Genomic DNA, 20,247 nt, shown 5'->3' with positions numbered 1-20,247 from the left:
AGCTGCAGGACTTGGCGAAGAAAGAGAAAATCGAGAATATCGAGTTTGTTTCCTTCAGTGTAGATCCGGAAATCGATACCCCAGAGGTTTTAACGAAGTATGCGGGTAATTTTGACGTGGATTTTAATAATTGGCACTTTTTAACTGGCTATAAACAAGAGGAAATTGAGAAATTCGCCATGGATAATTTTAAAACTATTGTTAAAAAGCCTGAAAATAACCCTGATGTTATTCATCAGACATATTTTTATTTAGTTAATCAAGAGGGGAAGATCATGAAATTATATTCCGGCCTTGAAGACATCCCTTTTGAAGAAATTATTAATGACATTAAGACTTTACAATAGACCTTTCATAGGTCTATTTTTTTTGTCATGAATATAGATGAACGTGTTATAATAATCAATACGGTAAATAGACGTACCCCCACCTGAAGGATGTCTACGATTTTAAAAAGGCGGGTGAATACATGAGATTCATATTCCCCATGTTCATTATGAGCATACTAATTCTTGCTTCATGCAATATTCAATCCTCTTCGGAAATTGGTAAACTAAATCAAGCAAAACAAACCGTCCTGACGTCAAAAAATATGCCGGCTGAGGATTTTATTCCCCATGACATCACAATTGTATCTGCTGGAGACTCACTAACTGAAGGTGTAGGGGACAGCACAAATAGAGGTGGCTATATTCCATACTTAAAAGAAAAATTAGAGGATGATAAGGGAATAAGCGATGCTCATTTTTATAATTTTGGTGTCAAAGGCAATCGTTCAGATCAGCTCTTAAAAAGACTAGATTCAAATAAGATTAAGACTGCAATTGGAGAAGCAGATATCGTCATTGTAACAATAGGCGGAAATGATATGATGAAGGTCGTCCATGAAAACTTTTCAAGTTTAAATTTGAAGGCCTTTCAAAAACAAAATCAACTATTTAAAGATAATTTGGATGATACGCTCGTCAAGATTCGAAAGGAAAACCCTAGTAGCCTTGTTGTTTTGGTTGGATTATATAATCCATTCTTTACTTGGTTTGCTAATATTAATGAAATTAATGAGATTGTTGATGAATGGAATACTGAGAGTAAAGAAATCCTTGAAAAATATCCAAATACGTTTTTTGTAGAAATTGATGATCTTTTTCAAAAAAATGCGGAAGATTTACTCTTTAGAGATTATTTCCATCCAAATGATAAAGGCTATGAACTTATTGCTGGCCGTGTTTATGATAAGTTGAAAGAAGAAGCTTTAACTAAGCTATCAGAAAGATTTTACACAGTGGGGAATGGAGAGAATTGAAATTGAAGGAACAAAAATGGAAAAAACTCTTTTTCCTTTTATTGGTGATTAATATAATGGTCATCGCAGTGTTATTGGCGGTTGTCAATTCTCCTGTTGAAGATGATCATTATTCACCACAAAACATTGATTTAAATGCACATGTGCCATTTAGAATTCAAACTGATAAGGCAGACTTAAATCAAGTAATCAACCATTATCTTGATAAGGAAGGATTAACGGGGCCAATTGACTACCAAATTTTCTTAGGTAATGAAGTTGAGTTATATGGGTCTGTTCCAGTATTTAGTCAAGAAATACAAATGAAGCTTACATTTGAACCGATTGCTTTAGATAATGGGGATATTCTTCTACAGCAGAAGTCAATTTCAGTCGGTCAGCTTCAATTACCAGTATCTTATGTTTTAAAGTTTGTAAAGGAGAAATATAAAGTGCCCAATTGGGTTACAATACAGCCAAACGAGGAAAGAATTTATGTTTCATTACAAACAATGAAATTGAAAAGCGATATTCATGTAAAGGTTGATGAATTCGATTTGAAAAATGATGATATTCGTTTCACGCTGCTCGTACCGATTAAGTAATAATAATCGATCAAAAAGCATAATGCAAAGGCAGGTCTACCTTTGCATTATGCTTTTTTAATTTTTAACGATGACAACTTCAAGTCCGGGTTCGCTCGTAATGGAACCAACGATAAGGATGGAATATGCCTTGTTGGGCTTTAATTGTAGTTGTGGAATTGGCAGGGCAATATTAGAGGACCCAGCAATTCTTGCTTCGAGGTCCACTGTCGCAGGAGTCAGTCTAATATAGCTTGTATGTTTACGGAAGGATATATTAGAAAAGATAACATCTCTATCCTTAACAGCGATATCTAAGGCAGGTGCATCCGGAGAAAGATGAATGAATCTAATCTTTGTTTCACCTCTAGGCACACGTGGGTCGTCCTCAAGGGCAAGCCACTTCAGATTCTTTACATGTCCAGAAGGAATTAAGGTATAATGTTTTCCTTGCTCAATCGTTACTTTTCGGCTAAGGACGGTCGAAACCATATTGCCTGTTGGATAAATATCAATTTGATGTTTGCCTGCAGGCAAAGAAAGGTAATTACTAACTTCTTTATGAGAGAAATCCTTTAATATCCGAATGCCATCAATATAGATATCTACATTAGGGGCATCAATGGAAGCATGGATGAAACGCACTCTTCCTTGAACGTTTCTATCTTGTTGGTTGGGCAATGTATGAGTACGCATCATTTGAGCTGCCATATTCATATAGTGCAAATGCTTCTGATAATAAGCAATGTGGTTGGAAGGATTTATATATTTATAATAATTTGCAAGCAGGTCATAATTACTAGCCTTTTGTAAAAAATCATGATAATTTTGATTTCGAGACATACCCCTCGCTCCTATCTAGATGTGTATACGTCTATAACTTATGCGAAAGGGCATAGGTTGGTGTCATCTCCTTGTTATTTAACAATCATTTAGGCATAACCAATTTTGGATGCAAAAACACTTTACAAATGGTTAGAAGTTCCATATAATAAAATTAATTAGATGAAAGGCGGGTGAAGTGCAATGACAAAATTATTAATTGTAAGCAATCTCATTGTTTCTAATATTTGCACAGCCCAATCTAATTCTGTTTAATGTGATAGGAATGTTCTTTTTCTATGCTTATTAAACCATGGGCTGTGGTGCCTATGGTTTTTTTATATTTTATTTGCATGGAGGAAGAAAACTTGAATTTAAATTTAATTGGTTTTAATGATTTTTTTGAAAAGGAATTTGAAGCATACAAAATAGAGGGCTATTCAGTAGGACGCGTTTCACTTGAACATAAAAGAATGTATCGGGTTTGGACGGAGGAAGGCGAATTATTGTGTGAAGTGGCTGGAAAGTTTGCTTATATGGCAGCTTCTAGAGAAGATTACCCTGCAGTTGGAGATTGGGTCGTTTTGAAAGCTCGTCATGATGAAGGTCGTGGCACCATTCATAAGGTGCTGCCAAGAAAAAGTAAATTTTCAAGAAAAGCAGCCGGTGAAAATACAGAAGAGCAAATTGTCGCTACGAATGTGGATACAATCTTTCTTGTAAATTCTTTAAATGATGATTTAAACTTACGCAGAATCGAAAGATATTTGCTTTTATCATGGGAAAGCGGTGCAAATCCAGTTATTGTTTTAACGAAAGCTGATTTATGTGATGATCTTGAAGGAAAGTTTTCTGAAGTAGAAGGTATTGCAATGGGTGTACCGATTGTTTCGGTTAGTGTGCTGGAGGAAAAAGGAATTGAAGGTCTACAGCCTTATCTTCTCCCAGGAAAATCTATTGCACTGCTCGGCTCATCAGGTGTTGGAAAATCAACCTTAACGAATTATCTGTTAGGTGATGAAAAGCAAAAGGTACAGGATATTCGTGAAGATGATGATAAGGGACGGCATACGACAACCCACCGAGAGTTAGTTCTGCTGCCAGGTGGAACAGTGTTAATCGATACCCCGGGAATGAGGGAGCTTCAGCTTTGGGAAAGTGCTGATGGATTGTTGGAAAGCTTTACAGATGTTGAAGAGATAGCAGAGCAATGTAAGTATCGGGACTGCAGCCATACTCGAGAGCCGGGATGTGCTGCTGCACTTGCTATTAATAATGGTTTGCTCGATAGCAATCGTCTTGCGAGCTATAAAAAGCTGCAACGGGAATTGGCTTATTTAGAAAGAAAACAAGATCAGCGGGCACAGCTGGAAGAGAAGAAACGCTGGAAAAGCATAAACATAAGCATGAAAAATTCAAAAAAGAAAATGTATTAATGGTTAGTGAATGAGATCTCAGTTTATGAGGTCTCTTTTGCATATTTGGAGGAAATTCTTTTATTCTTATGTGTAACTTTGAAAAAATAGGCAAATACCCGTACAGGTCAAGCTCCCAATTCATAAGGTAATATGGAAAAATGCCTTAAAAAAGATGAGGAGTGAAGGAATATGTATTATGGAAGTGGCTTTGGTGCAGATCCTTGCTATCCTGGAACCGGATATCCAGTAGCAGGTGCCTTTGAACCTGGTTATCCTGGTTATGGATATCCAGTAGGGGGTGCCTTTGCTGGACCAGTAGGCGGATGTGGCTTTGGAGGCGGTTTTGCCTTAATTGTTGTATTGTTTATTCTATTAATCATCATCGGTGCCAGCTGTTTTAGTTTTTGTTAAGACATCTAATATATTCAAGACTGTCTTCGGATTCGGAGCGGTCTTTTTTTATTTTACCTCCCTGTTTCTATCTGCCTATTTTATTTTCGTTTTCTCCATGAAAGATTCAAACATTCTTCTCATATAATCTAGTATTGTCCTAAACGTAAGAATTTGCTTTCTCAAGTGGATGGAGGGGGAGGGCTTATGAATAAGTCCAATTTAATTAAACCAGTGCTGGAGAATGAATATCCAGTGATTGATTATGGCAAAGGAATATACTTATACGATCAAGATGGGAAGGAATATTTGGATGCATCATCTGGTGCCATTACAGCAAATATCGGTCATGGGGTAAAGGAAATTATTGATGCCATGCATGAGCAGGCTAAACGGGTTTCATTTGTCTATCGGTCACAGTTTACGAGTAATGCAGCCGAAAATCTTGCACGAAAAATTGCGGAGCAAACAATTGGAGACTTAAACTGGTGTTTTTTTGTAAATAGCGGTTCAGAGGCAACGGAGACAGCAATGAAAATTGCTATTCAATATTGGCAAGAAAAGGGAAGCAACACAAAGACAAAGGTATTATCAAGATGGATGAGCTATCATGGGATTACTTTAGGAGCCTTATCCATGTCGGGGCATACAGGCAGAAGGGCAAGATTTATTCCGCTTCTTGAAGATTTTCCGGTTATTCATCCTCCATATTGCTATCGCTGTCCATATAATCGAGAGGCGCCAGACTGCGGGTATGTTTGTGCACATGAGCTTGATACAGTGATAAAACGTATAGGCGCCGAACATATTGCAGCCTTTATTGCTGAACCGATCATTGGAGCTTCTGGTGCTGCTATTACCCCTCCAAAAGGCTATTATCAGGTCATTAAAGAAATTTGTGATAGAAACGGGATTCTTTTTATTGCGGATGAGGTGATGACTGGATTTGGCAGAACGGGTACGATGTTAGCCTGTGAGCATTGGGGCATAGAGCCCGATATTGTTGCATTAGGGAAAGGAATGGGAGCTGGCTATGCCCCAATAGCAGCTGCTTTAGTAAGTGAACGGGTGATGGAGCCCATCCTCTCTGGTTCAAAAATAGTTATGAGCGGACATACTTTAAGTGCAAACCCCCAGTCATGTGCAGTTTCTCTAGCTGTACTTGAATACTTAGATAAAAACGAAATTATTAAAGAAGTTGATCAAAAGGGTAATTACTTAATAGAAAAGCTTGCTAAATTACAAGAAAAGTTCCCGTTTATTGGAGATATTCGTGGAAAAGGGCTTATGGTCGGGTTGGAATTTGTCCAAAATCTTGAAGATAAAACACCTTTCCCGCGATCCCTTCTATTTACGCAAAAATTAATCCAGCTTGCGCAAATTTGTGGGTTGATTATCTATCCGGCAGGTGCAGGCATAGATGGAATGAATGGGGATGCGGTTTTAATTGCACCTCCTCTTACGATTACTTTCCAAGAAATAGATGAATTACTAAAGCGTTTACAAATCACTTTTGAATCATTTGTCGAACAATATTTATCAACTGAGGAAGGATGCGGGTAATGGATAACTCCTTCAAAAAAATAATATCGATCGAAGCAGCATTAGAGTATTTCACCGATGGGATTACCATCTTGTTTGGCGGCTTTGGAGGAATAGGCTCTCCTCCAACGATTATCGATGGGATTCTAGAGAAGGGAATAAGAAATCTTACATTGATTGGAAATGATACTGGATTTCCTCATATTGGGATAGGGAAAATTGTTAGCCAAGGGAGAGCTCGGAAAATTATTGCTTCCCATATTGGATCAAATCCTGTTGCTGGACAATTAATGACAGAAGGAAACCTAGAGGTTGAATTTTCTCCACAAGGAATTCTTGCAGAGAGAATAAGAGCTGGTGGAGTGGGATTAGGTGGAATTCTATCAGATATTGGGATAGATAATGAAATGGTATCCAGCAATAAGCAGAAAATCATTATCGGCAATAAACCATATCTAGTCGAAACAGCATTAACCGGTGATGTGTCCATCGTATTTGCAAAGAAAGCCGACTCGTTCGGAAATCTCATCTACGATAAAAGTGCACGTAATACAAATCCCCTTGTCGCAATGGCAGGAGACATAACCATTGCCGAGGTGGAGGAAATTGTCCCTGTTGGAAGCCTAGATCCAGATGAAGTGGTAACACCAGGAGTTTTTGTTGATTATATTGTTCCTTCTAAAGGAGTGAATTGGAAATGGGCATGGGAATAGATATTCGCAATAGAATTGCTAAGCGTGCAGCAGAGGAGATTAAAGATGGAATGGTCGTGAATCTAGGTATTGGCATTCCATCCCTTGTCCCTAATTATTTGCCTGAACAAATGAACGTTATTTTTCATGCGGAAAATGGCATCACTGGTATGGGGCCAAGCCCAATAAAAGGGGAGGAGGATGAGAATCTTTGTAATGCTGGCGGGTTTCCAGTAACAGTTATCGAAGGTGCCTCCTTTTGTGATAGTGCTATTTCCTTTGGCATGATCAGGCGAGGAAGAGTGGATATGACCATCTTAGGATCACTAGAAGTAAGCGAAAAAGGCGATTTAGCCAATTGGATCGTTCCTGGTAAGAAGGTCCCTGGAATGGGCGGGGCAATGGAACTCGCCCAAAAGGCCAAAATAGTTATTGTTGTAATGAGTCATACGGATAAGCATGGAAAAGCGAAAATAGTGAAGAAATGCTCCCTTCCATTAACCTCTTCAAGCTGTGTTAACATCATTATTACAGAGATGGCTGCCTTTCAAGTGACGGCAGAGGGGCTAGTGTTAACCGAAATATTCTCACCATATACAATTAATGAAATAAAAGCAAAAACTGGCTGTGAATTTCAAATAAGCGATCACCTTAGATTCATAGATTAACAATAACAAGCAGAATTTGGTAGCATAGAGAGGAGCGGTGGGATGCAAGGAGGAATAAAGGAATGGCTGAACAGGAATCGAAAAAAAGGGATATATCTTCTTCAAAGACTTGTCCAGGAAGGCAGCATTCGCGGAAATGAAAGCAGAGCTCAGGCGATCATCATTGAAAAGTGCAGAGAGCTCGGTCTTCAAGTTGATATTTGGGAAATAGGCGATGAACAGGTAATTAATCACCCCAAATTCTGTTCTGATCGAAAGGATTTTACAGGAAATCCAAATGTGATTGGGGTCCTTAAAGGATCTGGCGGAGGAAGGTCACTCATATTAAATGGACATATCGATGTAGTTCCAGAGGGGGACCGGAATGATTGGATTCATGACCCTTTTAGTGGCCACATCGAAAATGGAAAATTATATGGCAGAGGATCGACTGATATGAAAGGGGGCTCTGTGGCACTGCTTCTCGCTATAGAGGCCATCATCAATCTTGAGATACAGCTTAAAGGGGATGTAATTTTTCAAAGTGTCATTGAAGAAGAAAGCGGGGGGGCTGGAACTCTGGCAGCTGTGTTAAGAGGGTACCAGGCAGATGGTGCCATTATCCCTGAGCCGACAAATATGAAGCTGTTTCCAAAACAGCAAGGATCCATGTGGTTTCGCATCACAGTAAAAGGACGTTCAGCCCATGGTGGAACTAGATATGAAGGAGTAAGTGCGATAGAGAAAATGGTGCTTGTCATTCATAAATTACAAGAATTGGAGAAAAGAAGAAATGAGAAAATATTAGACCCCCTTTATCAGCATATACCAATCCCAATTCCTATTAATATTGGAAAAATTCACAGCGGAGAATGGCCATCCTCTGTTCCTGATATTGCGATCATTGAAGGAAGAATGGGCGTTGCCCCTCATGAACAAATGGAGGATGCTGAGAAGGAGCTGGTAGATGCCTTAGAGGAATTGGTTAAGAAAGACCAGTGGCTAAATGAAAATCGGCCAAAAGTTGAGTGGTTTGGCGGCAGATGGCTGCCAGGAAATTTAGATGAAAATCATCCTCTAATGGAAACAATTTCGGAAGCATTTGAACAAGTAAAAACGACAATGCCGATTATTGAGGCATCTCCATGGGGAACAGATGGCGGAATCCTTTCGGTTGTAGGTAACACGCCTGTCGTTGTATTTGGTCCAGGGGTCACCGCGGCTGCCCATGATGTAAATGAGTATATTTCCATTGACGAAATGTTTGAAGCTGCGGAAATCATTGCCTTATCGATCATTAATTGGTGTGGGGTTTACGAGGAAATGGCATAAAAAATTTATTTTAAAGGGGCCGGAGGCGGGGCCCCTTTTTAGAAATGAGGAATGTATTATGGAATCAATTGCTGAAGTGCAATTGATTAAAAATGAAAATTATACGATGAAGGTGTATATTGATTTGTTTAATAAACGAATTCGTGTAGACGATATATATGGAGATATTTTACAAGTAATGGCGAAAGCTGAAGAAATGGCAAAAGAGCTGCAAGTGGAAAAATTGATTCTGAAGGGAAGAAGAGAACAATTCCCCTTGCTGATTATGTACGGTTATTCGTGTGAAGCGATGATTGACCGCTATTTTCTGGGCTCTGATATGTTTTTTTTCTGCAAATATTATACAACTGAGAGAAGGACAAGCGCTCAATGGCTAATAGAAGATTCCATTACAGAAAACGTCATTAAGCTTGAACAATACTTAAAATCAGTGAAGCCGCCACAGGAATATATACTTAAGAAGCTAAGCCCAGAAGATGCAAAAACACTTGCAGCACTTTATCAAGAAGTGTTTCAAATTTATCCAACACCCCTTAATGATCCAAATTATATTATTGAAACGATGAAAGAAGGAACAATCTATTATGGCTTCCTGTTCAATGGCAAAATTGTAAGTGCCGCCTCGGCTGAAGTGAATGACTTTTACAAAAATGCAGAATTAACCGATTGTGCGACATTGCCTCAACATCGAAAGCATGGTCTCATGAAAATTTTATTAGAAAAGCTTGAAATTGAATTGAAAGCGAATGGGGTGTACTGTGCCTATTCGATTGCAAGGGCATTATCATTCGGAATGAATGCAGCACTTCATCAGCTTGGTTACTGCTATAGGGGCAGGCTTACAAATAATTGCTATATTTTCGACAAGCTTGAGGATATGAATGTATGGGTAAAGGACCTTTCTCTAAATAGATGAATTTCATATGATTCTCAGGTGTTGTAAATTGTAAATGCCAAATTTTCGGCAGCAAAATGACTAATTTTAGGCACATGCTCATATATATTAGCGGGGAGGGGATGAGGATCACTGAAATACATGTGAAATCAAGAGAGGTTCTCTCTGCAATATTGAACGGAATAGATGAGGGAATTCATGTAGTAGATATAGACGGGAAGACGATTTATTATAATGAAATTGCCGCGAAGCATGATGGAATGAATGTAGATGAAGTATTAGGAAAGCCGCTGTTAACAGCATTTCCTTCATTAACTGATCAAACAAGTACACTATTAAAAGTAATCAAAACAAATAAGCCCATTTATAATCAATCACAGTCATATGTTAATGCACATGGCCACCAAATCGATACGATAAATACAACATTGCCTATTAGAGTAAATGGGAAAACGGTTGGTGCAGTTGAAATTGCAAAAGATTATTCCAGACTAAAGCTCCTTTCTGAGAGCTTAATTGATTTACAGAAAAAGATGAAGTCTGCTGCGAAGAGTAAAAGAAAATCTTCTAGCAGCACGCAATACACACTAGATAATCTAATAACTGTGAGTCCTGAGCTTATTGAAGTTAAACATGAGGCTAAGAAGCTGGCAAAATCAGACTCTCCCATCATGGTATTTGGTGAAAGCGGCTGTGGGAAGGAGCTATTTGTACAAGGAATTCACCATGCATCATTAAGAGCCAATGGTCCATTTATTGCTCAGAACTGTGCGGCTATTCCGGAATCATTGCTGGAAAGCATTTTATTCGGTACTTCTAAAGGCAGTTATACAGGTGCTGTTGACCGTTCTGGTTTGTTTGAGCTTGCAGATGGAGGCACGCTTTTTTTAGATGAAATTCATACAATGCCTATTGAACTCCAAGCAAAGCTTCTTCGTGTTTTGGAAGATGGGCATGTGAGAAGGGTTGGAAGTACAGAGAGTACCTTTGTTGATGTTCGAATTATTGCAGCGATGAATATTCATCCTCAAAAGGCTATGGAGAGTCAGCAAATAAGGGATGATCTTTTCTATCGATTAAATGTTTTAACCTTCAGATTGCCACCATTAAGGGAAAGGAAAGAAGATATCATATATCTGCTTGATCACTTTGTTTCATTCTTTAATAAGGTATTAAAGAAAATAGTTAAAGGTGCGGACAATCAAGTTCTTGAACGATTCCTTGCCTATAAATGGCCGGGGAATGTTAGGGAATTTAAGCATGCCATTGAATACATGATGAATGTATGTGAAGGAGATTTTCTGACCACGGATGACCTCCCTGTGATGATGAAGCAAAACTACCGCACGTTGAAAATAGACGAGAAAAATCACAGCTTATCCTTAAGAGATAATTTGCAGAAGCTTGAAGAAAAGCTTATTCTGGACGCTCTTAAGAAATCAGATGGTAATGTTAAACAGGCTGCAAAGCTCTTGGAAATTCCCAGACAGACCTTACAATACAAGATGATAAAGCTCGAAATAAACAAGGTTCACCAGCTTTAACCATATCCTCAACGAATGCCGGATTATCGGCATTTTTTTCTTGTTCTCTTTGCTGAAAAATGCCCCCTCAAAAAAAATCCATAGCTCTAAGCCTTAATAATACAGGACCTATTAAGCCAATTAGGCATAAATTGTATGAGGATTTAATAATTTGGCACAGTACTTGCATGTTTAGTTAATAAGAAATTTTTGAGGAGGAGTACGATGAAATCATTTTTATATAAGCCTGATCGCCATTGGAAGGATATTGAGCTTTGGAAAGATGTAACTGAAGAGCAATGGAACGATTGGTTATGGCAATTAACAAATACTGTCCGTACGGTTGATGATTTAAAGAAAGTTATTAATCTTACCCCTGCTGAAGAAGAAGGAGTGAGAATTTCAACTAAGACTATTCCTTTGAATATTACTCCTTACTATGCTTCATTAATGAATCCAGATGATCCCCGCTGTCCGATTCGGATGCAATCAGTACCCATTTCACATGAAATTTACAAGACGAAATATGACCTAGAGGATCCGCTCCATGAAGATGAAGACTCACCAGTTCCCGGACTAACGCATCGTTATCCAGACCGTGTTCTCTTTCTTGTGACCAATCAATGCTCCATGTATTGCCGCTATTGTACGAGACGCCGTTTTTCCGGACAGATTGGAATGGGTGTTCCTAAGAAACAGCTGGATGCAGCGATAGACTATATTAGAAATACCCCACAGGTTAGAGATGTTCTCATATCTGGCGGTGATGGGCTTTTGATTAATGATAATATATTGGAATATATTTTAAAAAACCTGCGCAAAATTGATCATGTTGAAATTATTCGAATTGGAACAAGAGCGCCTGTCGTGTTTCCACAAAGAATTACCGAAAACCTCTGCAATATTTTGAAAAAATACCACCCAATCTGGCTAAATACTCATTTCAATACATCGATTGAAATAACAGAAGAATCGAAAAGGGCCTGTGAGATGCTGGCAAATGCTGGTGTACCGGTTGGAAATCAATCTGTGATACTAGCTGGAATAAATGACAGTGTACCAATTATGAAGAGACTTATGCACGACCTCGTAAAAATTAGGGTCCGTCCATATTATATTTACCAATGTGATTTGTCTGAGGGAATCGGACATTTCCGTGCACCGGTTTCAAAGGGGCTTGAGATTATTGAAGGTCTTCGAGGGCACACATCAGGTTATGCTGTTCCAACCTTTGTCGTTGATGCTCCCGGAGGCGGTGGGAAAATAGCCCTGCAGCCAAATTATTTAATATCACAAAGTGCAGATAAAGTAGTTCTCCGAAATTTTGAGGGTGTTATTACGACTTATCCAGAACCAGAGAACTATGTTCCAGGTCGCGCGGAAGGATACTTTAAGGAAGTGTATCCAGATATGGAAGAGAAGCGATCAAAGGTTGGTATTGCAGCATTAATGAATGATCAGAAATTTAACCTTGTCCCTGAAGGCTTAGTACGACTTGAGCGCCGGGAAAAATATGAGCATGATCCATCACACGTATCATTAAAAGATAAAAGAGAAAAGCGGGATCAGCTAAAAGAGAAGAAGTTCATGGCACAGCAAGTGAAGCAAAAACCTGTTGATTCAGAAATAAAAGCAATTGCGAGCGAATAGGAGGGGGGAATTTAGTGAAGGATACATGTGCCTGGTGTGCTAGTGAAAAGATTAATACCGGAAACGGGGATGTTTATTGGGAGCTGCCCGATGGTTCAAGAGCGATAAAAATTAGTGAGGTCCCAACCGTCTTTTGTAGCGATTGTCAGATGGAATACCAAACAGATCAGCTAGTTAAAGAAATTGATGACCAATTGTTCCTTATCAATACGAGAGAGATCGGCCAAGAAACAACTTTTACAAATTTAATGGCGCATCCTAGATTATTGAAAAGAAATTATTTTGATTTTTCAACGTAATTTGTGATTTATCGCAGATTAACGGGCTGTAAGATCCCCACTTCAAGAAGTTAAGTAAAAAATTCTAAGTGGGGGATCAACAGCCCGTAAAGGCCCGATTATAGGAACACAGACTAAGAGCGCCACGTCCTGTGGCAACGTCTGTGTGACCCACATCCTGTGGGCCGCAACTAACAATCAGTGGGGATGAAGGCCGACTAAGATCGCCACGTCCTCTGACAACGTCGGCATTAGCACGTCCTGTGCGTCGGAAAACCCCCACTGATTGAAGTTTCACTTTATCTCATAGTTCACAAAGAATTCACGTTTTATACACAAACTTCGTTTCCTCTCTCTTTATAATGAATACAGGGGATATTCATTTACTTAGGGAGGAAGAATGATGGAACTAACTTTAATGCTTATGCTTGCAGTTGCTATGTTTGCTTTATTTTTCTGTGGATTTTATGCAGGTGTGATTAAAGAAAAATATGGAAAAAATTGGCTGCAAGCTGTTCCGATTACAGTAGCGATATTAATGTTTAATATTATTTGGATTCTGACTGAATTAGCTAAATCATCACGCTATCAGTAACTGCTTAGTCAGCATAGATGTTATAGCTTCACATGCACATAGGAAGAAGCAACCTAATATTAGGTTGCTTTTTCTATGGACGAAAACTCAGTTTTTCGCGTATAGTATGTATACGATATATAACAATAATAGATCATTCATTTTATTTCCAAAGAGGCGGTTATAATGGCAAAAACTTTTTATCATTTTTTAATGAAATATCGGCATCCATCACCAAAGGATCGGATTAGCCACTTTGCAAATCATGCATATTTAGATCACGACTTTCCAAAGACATCATCAGATTATCATGAAATCAGCTTATATTTAGAGTTAAATGGCGCATACATGGACGGAATGGCGGTTTTTGATGAAGCATGGGAATTATATATAATATCAGAAGGATAGGCAGGGAAACTCTTTAGGAGTAGCCCTTTTTTTGTGTTCACCTTCAATTTGTTTGACATTTCCGCTTTCTATTCATTTTTAATCAGTTTTTCTATATACGGACCGATTTTTCCTATCCTTGCATATAATATTGTAATTAAATTTCACGACTCACACCTGGAAGGATGGAGGAAATGAGCGATAGGAAAAAGTCAAAATATAATATCGGTGATACAGTCGTGATCACTATATATGGAACAGTTGGGAAAATTACAGATGTTAAATGGCTTGATGGAATGTATGTATATGAGGTGAATAAAAGCGAAGGTCTTTTTATGGAATCCAGTCTCAAAATGCTCTCTGAGTTTGAAGGAGAATTAATCGAGAAGGAGCATATTGATATAGAATACAAGTACTTTTTTGGCGATTTAGTTCAAGTAAAAGGCTATGGATCGGATCTGTTTAAGGTTGTAGGGTTTAGGACAGAAATTTGGCGTTATAAGGAAGATGCTTGGGAGGATATTATTTATGAGCTCACGAGAGTCAGTGATGGTGAATGGCTTGAGGCAGGGGAAGAAGAATTAACCATTGTTGCTGATGCGGAAAGCGCGGATGCTTTCATCCAAAAGCTTGGACTATTATATTTGCTGAATAAAAAAGAAAACCTGCCTAAATCATTAGAACAAAAAGGAGCGGCCTCCAATTTCCGAAAAACTGAAAAAGAAATACTGGCTAGTATACGTGAAAGAAAACTATTGATTGATGGTTTATTAGATATATATAATGACTACCGAATTCTATATGAAATGTTTCGTGATGAGGAATATAAACATATCATGCGAATTATTGTTAGAAAACTAAAGCAGATTTCTAGTAATGATGGAAAGAGCACCGTTTAGCTTTGATTACCGAAAATGAACAATAGATAGGCGATATATGGAACACCCAAAAATAGAATGATCTTAAACATGACTTTTAATACTTGACTGTACGACTTAATAATGATGCTTTCTTCATTGTTTACATCCTCTTTAATGACTTCAGCTAATCTAGTAATATTCATAGTTTTTCTCCTCCAATGATAGAATTCAGCACCAAAACTTTTTCTTATGGATATTTATATGCTTGTCAGCAATAAACATGTCAGGAGAAAAAAATAATTTAAAGGTAAAGCTTACTTGAAAATGATTATTGTTAGCATGAATTTTAGGAGAACGTCATACATTCTCTACAAAGGGGGCGGTGCTGTGAGAGAAATTGAGGTTATTATTGATACGGAGGAAATAGCAGATTTTTTCTTTCATGAGCTAACAAGAAGAGGTTATGTGCCTGCTGAAAATGAATTAGAGGATTTGGCAGATATCGTTTTTGATTATTTATTGCAAAAGTGCATTATCGATGAAGAAATTGACCATGATTAATATAGAAAAAATGACGAGAGTTCTCGTCATTTTTAGCTAAAAGCGAAAATAATATTTTATTACATAATGAATGATCTATTCCTTTGATTGATAGGCCTCTTTATTGACAAGATTAGGAGGCTTTTTTCCTTGTAACCCATCTGTTAAGTTTCTTGCTGCAAGCTCCCACATTTTCGTCCTCGTCTGAATACTGGCACTGCCGATATGAGGAAGAGTGACTACATTAGTGAACTGCAATAAAGAATGATCAATTGGGATGGGCTCCTGTTCAAAAACATCTAGTCCCGCACCCCAAATCATTCCCTCTGATAAGGCTTGTACAAGATCCGCTTCGTTTACAATGCCGCCTCTCGCTGTATTGATTAGTATCGCGGTCTTTTTCATTTGTTTCAATTCTTTTAATGTGATCATATTCTTAGTTTGATTAGTAAAGGGTGTAAGTACACAAACAAAATCTGATGTTTGCAATAATGTATCGAGGTCAGCATATTGAATACCAAGCTCGGCTTCTACTAACGGCTTAGGAGTTCTGCTATAATATAATATGTTCATATTAAAGCCTTTCGCTCTTCTGGCTACAGCTGCTCCAATTTCACCTAAACCAATAATCCCTAATGTTGATCCGTATACATCCATTCCAGTCAGATACATTGGTGACCATGTTTTCCAATTTCCTTCACGTAAGCTATTAGATGCTTCAATCAATCTTCTTGAAGTTGCAAGTAAAAGCGCAAATGTAAGATCAGCCGTTGTTTCAGTCAATACACCGGGTGTATTCGTAACTATGATTCCCCTAGAACTAGCTTCTTCTATTTGAATATTATTATAGCCGACAGCTAAATTGCTAATTACCTTAAGATTGCTGCCTTGATCTAGCAACTCCTTATCAATATTCTCAGTAAGTAAACTAAGCAAACCATCATATTGATGGATAATATCCATTAATTTCTCTCTTGGTATTTCTTCATCCTCTGAATCCCAAATATCAACTTGAAAGTTCTCATTTAAGTAATCTAACACATGCTGAGGAGGCTTTCGCGTAATAAATAGCTTCTTGTTAATAAAAATCATCCCCAATCAAAAAATGAAATTTATTGAAAATTTTGTTCAATTAACATTATTGTATCATTACCCTATCAATCATGTAGGTAGATAAATAAAGATTTCCGAAATAATTTTTATATTTATGAAACCTTTAAATTAGGAGATTCGTATTATTCTTGACTGAGCGACTTAATAAAGGAGGAGTATGGAATGTCATTTTTTAATAAAGTTTTGGCAAGTGTTGGAATTGGGTCAGCAAAGGTGGATACGAAGCTAGTTCAGGATACAGTTACACCAGGCGGTGAAATTAGAGGGGTTGTTGAAATTCGGGGAGGAAATGTAGAACAAAAGATTGATGCTATTTACTTGTCAATTAACACAACCTATTTGAAGGAGTCAGATGATAAAAAGTACACAGTCACAGGTTTAATTGACCGTTTTCAAATTACTGCATCATTTACTCTCCTGGCTAATGAACGTAAAGAAATCCCATTTTCCTTCATCATTCCATCAGATACTCCACTATCTATCGGTAAGACAAAGTTATGGGTTTCGACAGGCCTGGATATTAAAAATGCAGTTGATCCTACTGATAAAGATTATCTTCGGGTTGTACCTAATGAACTTATGGATTCTGTATTTCAAGCAATAAATAGTTTAGGCTTTCGGTTGAGGGAAGCAGAATGTGAATACGCATCTAGCCGTTTCCGCAGCAGATTGCCATTTATTCAGGAGTTTGAATTTGTCCCAACCTCTGGTCCATTCCGAGGCCGTTTGGATGAATTAGAAATTACCTTTTTCCCAATTTCAAGCAATGAAATTCAAATATTAATGCAGGTTGACAGGAAAGTAAGAGGATTAGGAAGCCTATTTTCCGAAGCACTTAATCTAGATGAATCACATGTGCGTTTCTCTGTAAACCGAGTGGATATACCGAATATGCAGCAAAGAATTCAATCTATCATTCAGCAATACTCATAAATTGATACAAAAAAATGAGCCCTGTGATTCAAATTAGGGCTTATTTTTTTTGAATTAACTATTCTTTAATAACGGGAGAAATAAAACTAGTAAACTTATAGCTCGGCTTTCTAAATTCTTCGTCAGATATAATGCCGTGTACGCCTAAACGTTGCATGACTGGGAATTGGTACTGCTTTTTAATTGTCCAGGAAAAAATATCAAACCCTAATAATTGTGCCTTATTAATAAAGGCTTTCGTTAATAATTGGTGATGAATGGAAAGGAAGGAGGCATAAGGCCTATATGATGCCAATTGCAGTAAATCTAAAGGCTTGTTTAATAATAGTCCAGTTGCAATGTCAGGCACAAGTTCCTTTAATTGTTTCAGCTCGTTAATGTTAAAGGATTGAACTTTTACTGTTTCCGGATCTAACCCATTATTAATATGGTCGTTTAATATATTTGATAGAATATCTATCATTCCCGGCTGTTTATCAGGAGACTTTACATCAATTAATATGCCAATTTTCTTACCAAAGATATAGAGTACTTCTTCAAGCAGTGGAATCCTTTCATCCGTGAAATCTTTCGAAAACCATGATCCCGCATCAAGCATTTTCAATTCCTTCACTGTGAAATCACCGATATACCCTGCCCCGTTAGTCGTCCTTTTTACATCCTCATCATGAATAACAACTAATTGCTCATCCTTACTTAGCCTTACATCAAGCTCAATATAATCAAAACCAAGATCAACCGCTTTTTGAAAGGAAGCAATTGTATTTTCAGGAGCATAATAGGAGGCACCCCGATGAGCAATAGACTTGAATGGGTGTAGTGGCTGCAGATAATAAAATAGGTTAGAAGTCACTAACCAAAGACCAAGAAAGATGCAGGTTAAAACAGGTCTTTTAATAGGCGAAGTTATGATCATTTCAAAGCCCCCTTTATCATATTTTTATATTATATGAAACTATCTTCTGGAATGTAAGCGCTTTCTTTAGAAGTAATCCTTTGTTCGACAAAAGTAGTATTTTTTTGATGAAGGAAACGACAAAGGAAGTATCTAATAGAAAGTGTATGTTTATCAGAAATATTTGAATATTTTATTATATTTTACTTAAAATACTCCATCTTATCAATACATGGGAAATAAATTATTTCTTGAGGAGGAATAAAAAATGTTAAAAGAATTAACTAGGGTTAAAAGGAAGGAATACGATGTCACGATATTCCAAACGCCTGAATTTCGACAAAATAAAGGATATCGACAAGTTTACCGATTAACTGTGCAGGCATCGGACCATGTTGAATGCATCAATTCGGTCTTTTCGACATTTAATGTTCACGATCGAATACCTAATGATTTTAATGGAAGATTTATTTCAACTGGGGATATTTTGAATATTGATGAAGGGCGGAAAGGGCAATATTATTTTCAATTAAAACCGGGAGGCTGGCAGGAGATTAATCGTATTCATATTAGGTAGGAAGGGGAGAGCAGCTATGCTCTCCTTATTTAATGTTAGAACCAGGACCATTTTTCCTTCCTTGAGCAGTGAATTCTTTACCGTGAGCTTCTTGTTCAGCGATAATTGCTTCTTTCGGAATGTGATTATTTTTTTTTGGTGAATTGATTCGATTTCGATGTTTTTTACCCATTTGCAGGCTCCCCTCTATTTCTTACTAATTGTTTTAACTGTTTTTGATGTATTAGGCTCTGTATTTGATCTTGATGTTGGGTTTGTTTCATTCGCGTGTTGAACAGCCTGTCTAAGTTTTTTACTCATTTTTTCCTGTGCCACTAATCAACACCTCCTGATTTGGCTAAAGATAGCTTTCCCGTAAGCGTAAAAAAAATGCTGGAGGAATAGAACGTTTTAAAGCTGGGATATATTATGGTATAGTGAGGTAGGGATTTTTACCCTTCGAGAAAATTTGGGAGGCTTAATTTATGAGTATACATATTGGTGCGAAAGAAAATGAAGTTGCTGAAACAGTCCTTTTACCTGGGGATCCTTTACGTGCAAAATATATTGCTGAAACATTTTTGGAAAATGCCAAATGCTATAATGAAGTACGAAATATGTTTGGATATACAGGTACATACAAGGGCCATCCTATCTCTGTTCAAGGAACTGGTATGGGTGTACCATCGATTTCTATCTATATAAATGAATTGATGCAAAGCTATAATGTTCAAAATTTAATCCGCGTCGGTACTTGTGGGGCTATTCAAAAGGATGTAAAGGTGCGGGATGTGATCCTGGCAATGACAGCTTCAACAGATTCTCAAATGAATAGGATTACATTTGGAGGAGTCGATTATGCACCTACAGCTAATTTTGATTTACTTAAACGTGCTTATGAAGCAGGAGTGCAAAAAGGACTTCAGCTTAAAGTTGGAAGCGTATTTACAGCAGATATGTTCTACAACGATAATTCTGAATTAGAAAAATGGGCAAAATATCAAATTTTGGCTATTGAGATGGAAACATCAGCTCTTTATACGTTAGCGGCGAAATTTGATCGAAAAGCATTGTCCGTCTTAACGGTTAGCGATCATATTTTAACCGGGGAGGAAACAACTGCTGAAGAAAGACAAACAACCTTCAATGAAATGATCGAAGTGGCTCTTGAAGCCGCGATAAAAGAATAATAAATGAATGGAACTGGTTTAGCTTTTTGAACCGGTTCTTTTTTTTGTCTAGCTCCACAAGGAACGCTTCGGCAGCATTATCATCGCACGAGTAAAAGCGATAGATTTTAGGGTGAGCACCTACCCCCGATGTACAGGACGTAC

At 37.7% G+C, this 20,247-nt stretch carries 26 protein-coding genes; 20 read left to right on the top strand and 6 right to left on the bottom strand.

The genetic code is table 11. From position 1 onward, the window contains the following. The 3 genes from V7122_RS11790 to V7122_RS11780 form a co-directional block, all read left to right on the top strand. The coding region (locus V7122_RS11790; RefSeq protein WP_335526870.1) for an SCO family protein at nucleotides 1-347 on the top strand (347 nt) is incomplete at its 5' end. Between the two features lie 122 nt (nucleotides 348-469). Next, nucleotides 470-1,303: an SGNH/GDSL hydrolase family protein gene (locus tag V7122_RS11785; RefSeq protein WP_335526869.1), complete on the top strand. Its 834-nt coding sequence runs from the start codon at nucleotides 470-472 to the stop codon at nucleotides 1,301-1,303. Between the two features lie 2 nt (nucleotides 1,304-1,305). Further along, entirely contained in the window at nucleotides 1,306-1,887 is a 582-nt protein-coding gene (locus V7122_RS11780; protein ID WP_335526868.1) for a YpmS family protein, read from the top strand. 57 nt (nucleotides 1,888-1,944) lie between these two features. Here V7122_RS11780 and V7122_RS11775 read toward each other — a convergent pair whose 3' ends face one another. Further along, nucleotides 1,945-2,709: a DUF4397 domain-containing protein gene (locus V7122_RS11775; protein ID WP_335526867.1), complete on the bottom strand. Its 765-nt coding sequence runs from the start codon at nucleotides 2,707-2,709 to the stop codon at nucleotides 1,945-1,947. A 347-nt stretch (nucleotides 2,710-3,056) separates the two neighbouring features. Here V7122_RS11775 and rsgA point away from each other — a divergent pair, with 347 nt between their 5' ends. The 13 genes from rsgA to V7122_RS11710 all read left to right on the top strand — a co-directional run bounded on the left by rsgA (nucleotide 3,057) and on the right by V7122_RS11710 (nucleotide 14,915). Next, nucleotides 3,057-4,124, top strand: a complete 1,068-nt coding sequence (gene rsgA / locus V7122_RS11770) for a ribosome small subunit-dependent GTPase A (protein WP_335526865.1) — start codon at nucleotides 3,057-3,059, stop codon at nucleotides 4,122-4,124. Nucleotides 4,125-4,295: 171 nt separating this feature from the next. Further along, nucleotides 4,296-4,517, top strand: a complete 222-nt coding sequence (locus V7122_RS11765) for a YjcZ family sporulation protein (RefSeq protein ID WP_335488705.1) — start codon at nucleotides 4,296-4,298, stop codon at nucleotides 4,515-4,517. A gap of 186 nt (nucleotides 4,518-4,703) precedes the next feature. Then, on the top strand, nucleotides 4,704-6,059 hold the full coding sequence (locus V7122_RS11760; RefSeq protein ID WP_335526864.1) for an aspartate aminotransferase family protein: 1,356 nt from the start codon (nucleotides 4,704-4,706) through the stop codon (nucleotides 6,057-6,059). Next, a complete protein-coding gene (locus V7122_RS11755; RefSeq protein WP_335526862.1) occupies nucleotides 6,059-6,751 on the top strand; it encodes a CoA transferase subunit A in 693 nt (230 codons plus the stop codon). The genes V7122_RS11760 and V7122_RS11755 overlap by 1 nt, the downstream gene beginning before the upstream one ends. Beyond that, entirely contained in the window at nucleotides 6,736-7,398 is a 663-nt protein-coding gene (locus tag V7122_RS11750) for a 3-oxoacid CoA-transferase subunit B (RefSeq protein WP_335488697.1), read from the top strand. Before V7122_RS11755 ends, V7122_RS11750 begins: the two co-directional genes overlap by 16 nt. A gap of 42 nt (nucleotides 7,399-7,440) precedes the next feature. Further along, nucleotides 7,441-8,709, top strand: coding sequence for a peptidase (locus V7122_RS11745; RefSeq protein ID WP_335526860.1), 1,269 nt, complete (start codon nucleotides 7,441-7,443; stop codon nucleotides 8,707-8,709). Between the two features lie 58 nt (nucleotides 8,710-8,767). Continuing rightward, on the top strand, nucleotides 8,768-9,625 hold the full coding sequence (gene ablB / locus V7122_RS11740; RefSeq protein WP_335488691.1) for a putative beta-lysine N-acetyltransferase: 858 nt from the start codon (nucleotides 8,768-8,770) through the stop codon (nucleotides 9,623-9,625). Nucleotides 9,626-9,726: 101 nt separating this feature from the next. Then, nucleotides 9,727-11,148, top strand: coding sequence for a sigma-54 interaction domain-containing protein (locus V7122_RS11735; protein ID WP_335526857.1), 1,422 nt, complete (start codon nucleotides 9,727-9,729; stop codon nucleotides 11,146-11,148). A gap of 204 nt (nucleotides 11,149-11,352) precedes the next feature. Continuing rightward, nucleotides 11,353-12,777: a lysine 2,3-aminomutase gene (gene ablA, locus V7122_RS11730; protein WP_335488685.1), complete on the top strand. Its 1,425-nt coding sequence runs from the start codon at nucleotides 11,353-11,355 to the stop codon at nucleotides 12,775-12,777. A 14-nt stretch (nucleotides 12,778-12,791) separates the two neighbouring features. Beyond that, complete coding sequence (locus tag V7122_RS11725) at nucleotides 12,792-13,076, top strand: YokU family protein (protein ID WP_335526854.1); 285 nt, start codon at nucleotides 12,792-12,794, stop codon at nucleotides 13,074-13,076. Between the two features lie 382 nt (nucleotides 13,077-13,458). Further along, nucleotides 13,459-13,650, top strand: coding sequence for a hypothetical protein (locus V7122_RS11720; RefSeq protein WP_335348218.1), 192 nt, complete (start codon nucleotides 13,459-13,461; stop codon nucleotides 13,648-13,650). Nucleotides 13,651-13,815: 165 nt separating this feature from the next. Beyond that, a complete protein-coding gene (locus tag V7122_RS11715) occupies nucleotides 13,816-14,037 on the top strand; it encodes a YozE family protein (RefSeq protein WP_335353668.1) in 222 nt (73 codons plus the stop codon). 173 nt (nucleotides 14,038-14,210) lie between these two features. Beyond that, nucleotides 14,211-14,915, top strand: a complete 705-nt coding sequence (locus V7122_RS11710; RefSeq protein WP_335488677.1) for a hypothetical protein — start codon at nucleotides 14,211-14,213, stop codon at nucleotides 14,913-14,915. Here V7122_RS11710 and V7122_RS11705 read toward each other — a convergent pair. Beyond that, nucleotides 14,912-15,079: a hypothetical protein gene (locus V7122_RS11705; RefSeq protein ID WP_335345411.1), complete on the bottom strand. Its 168-nt coding sequence runs from the start codon at nucleotides 15,077-15,079 to the stop codon at nucleotides 14,912-14,914. The two genes, V7122_RS11710 and V7122_RS11705, sit on opposite strands and share 4 nt — an antisense overlap. 184 nt (nucleotides 15,080-15,263) lie before the next feature. Between V7122_RS11705 and V7122_RS11700 the strand changes: the two genes are divergently transcribed. After that, nucleotides 15,264-15,437 carry a YozD family protein gene (locus tag V7122_RS11700; protein ID WP_335345410.1) on the top strand — a complete coding sequence of 58 codons (174 nt, stop codon included), beginning with the start codon at nucleotides 15,264-15,266 and terminating at the stop codon, nucleotides 15,435-15,437. 75 nt (nucleotides 15,438-15,512) lie between these two features. Here V7122_RS11700 and V7122_RS11695 read toward each other — a convergent pair whose 3' ends face one another. Continuing rightward, complete coding sequence (locus V7122_RS11695) at nucleotides 15,513-16,508, bottom strand: 2-hydroxyacid dehydrogenase (protein ID WP_335526852.1); 996 nt, start codon at nucleotides 16,506-16,508, stop codon at nucleotides 15,513-15,515. A 183-nt stretch (nucleotides 16,509-16,691) separates the two neighbouring features. Here V7122_RS11695 and V7122_RS11690 point away from each other — a divergent pair, with 183 nt between their 5' ends. Further along, complete coding sequence (locus tag V7122_RS11690) at nucleotides 16,692-17,462, top strand: sporulation protein (protein ID WP_335345408.1); 771 nt, start codon at nucleotides 16,692-16,694, stop codon at nucleotides 17,460-17,462. Between the two features lie 58 nt (nucleotides 17,463-17,520). On the opposite strand, the gene V7122_RS11685 is transcribed toward V7122_RS11690, so the two are convergent. Continuing rightward, the gene (locus V7122_RS11685) at nucleotides 17,521-18,378 is read right to left on the bottom strand and encodes a glycerophosphodiester phosphodiesterase (protein ID WP_335345407.1); all 858 of its coding nucleotides are present in this window, start codon (nucleotides 18,376-18,378) and stop codon (nucleotides 17,521-17,523) included. Nucleotides 18,379-18,625: 247 nt separating this feature from the next. On the opposite strand from V7122_RS11685, the gene V7122_RS11680 reads away from it, so the two are divergent. Next, entirely contained in the window at nucleotides 18,626-18,934 is a 309-nt protein-coding gene (locus tag V7122_RS11680; RefSeq protein ID WP_335353661.1) for a YodL domain-containing protein, read from the top strand. 25 nt (nucleotides 18,935-18,959) lie between these two features. Here V7122_RS11680 and V7122_RS11675 read toward each other — a convergent pair whose 3' ends face one another. Together V7122_RS11675 and V7122_RS11670 are read right to left on the bottom strand one after the other, a co-directional pair. Next, entirely contained in the window at nucleotides 18,960-19,106 is a 147-nt protein-coding gene (locus V7122_RS11675) for a hypothetical protein (RefSeq protein ID WP_335526849.1), read from the bottom strand. Between the two features lie 14 nt (nucleotides 19,107-19,120). Further along, entirely contained in the window at nucleotides 19,121-19,249 is a 129-nt protein-coding gene (locus V7122_RS11670; RefSeq protein WP_335348419.1) for a hypothetical protein, read from the bottom strand. Nucleotides 19,250-19,398: 149 nt separating this feature from the next. On the opposite strand from V7122_RS11670, the gene deoD reads away from it, so the two are divergent. Next, nucleotides 19,399-20,103, top strand: coding sequence for a purine-nucleoside phosphorylase (deoD, locus tag V7122_RS11665; protein ID WP_335526847.1), 705 nt, complete (start codon nucleotides 19,399-19,401; stop codon nucleotides 20,101-20,103). The last annotated feature ends 144 nt before the right edge of the window (nucleotides 20,104-20,247 follow it).

This window comes from Bacillus sp. JJ1532, assembly GCF_036965085.1.
Lineage (GTDB): Bacteria > Bacillota > Bacilli > Bacillales > Cytobacillaceae > Cytobacillus.
Note: the sequence above shows the minus strand (reverse complement) of the source record. Positions and strands in the feature narration are given on the sequence as shown.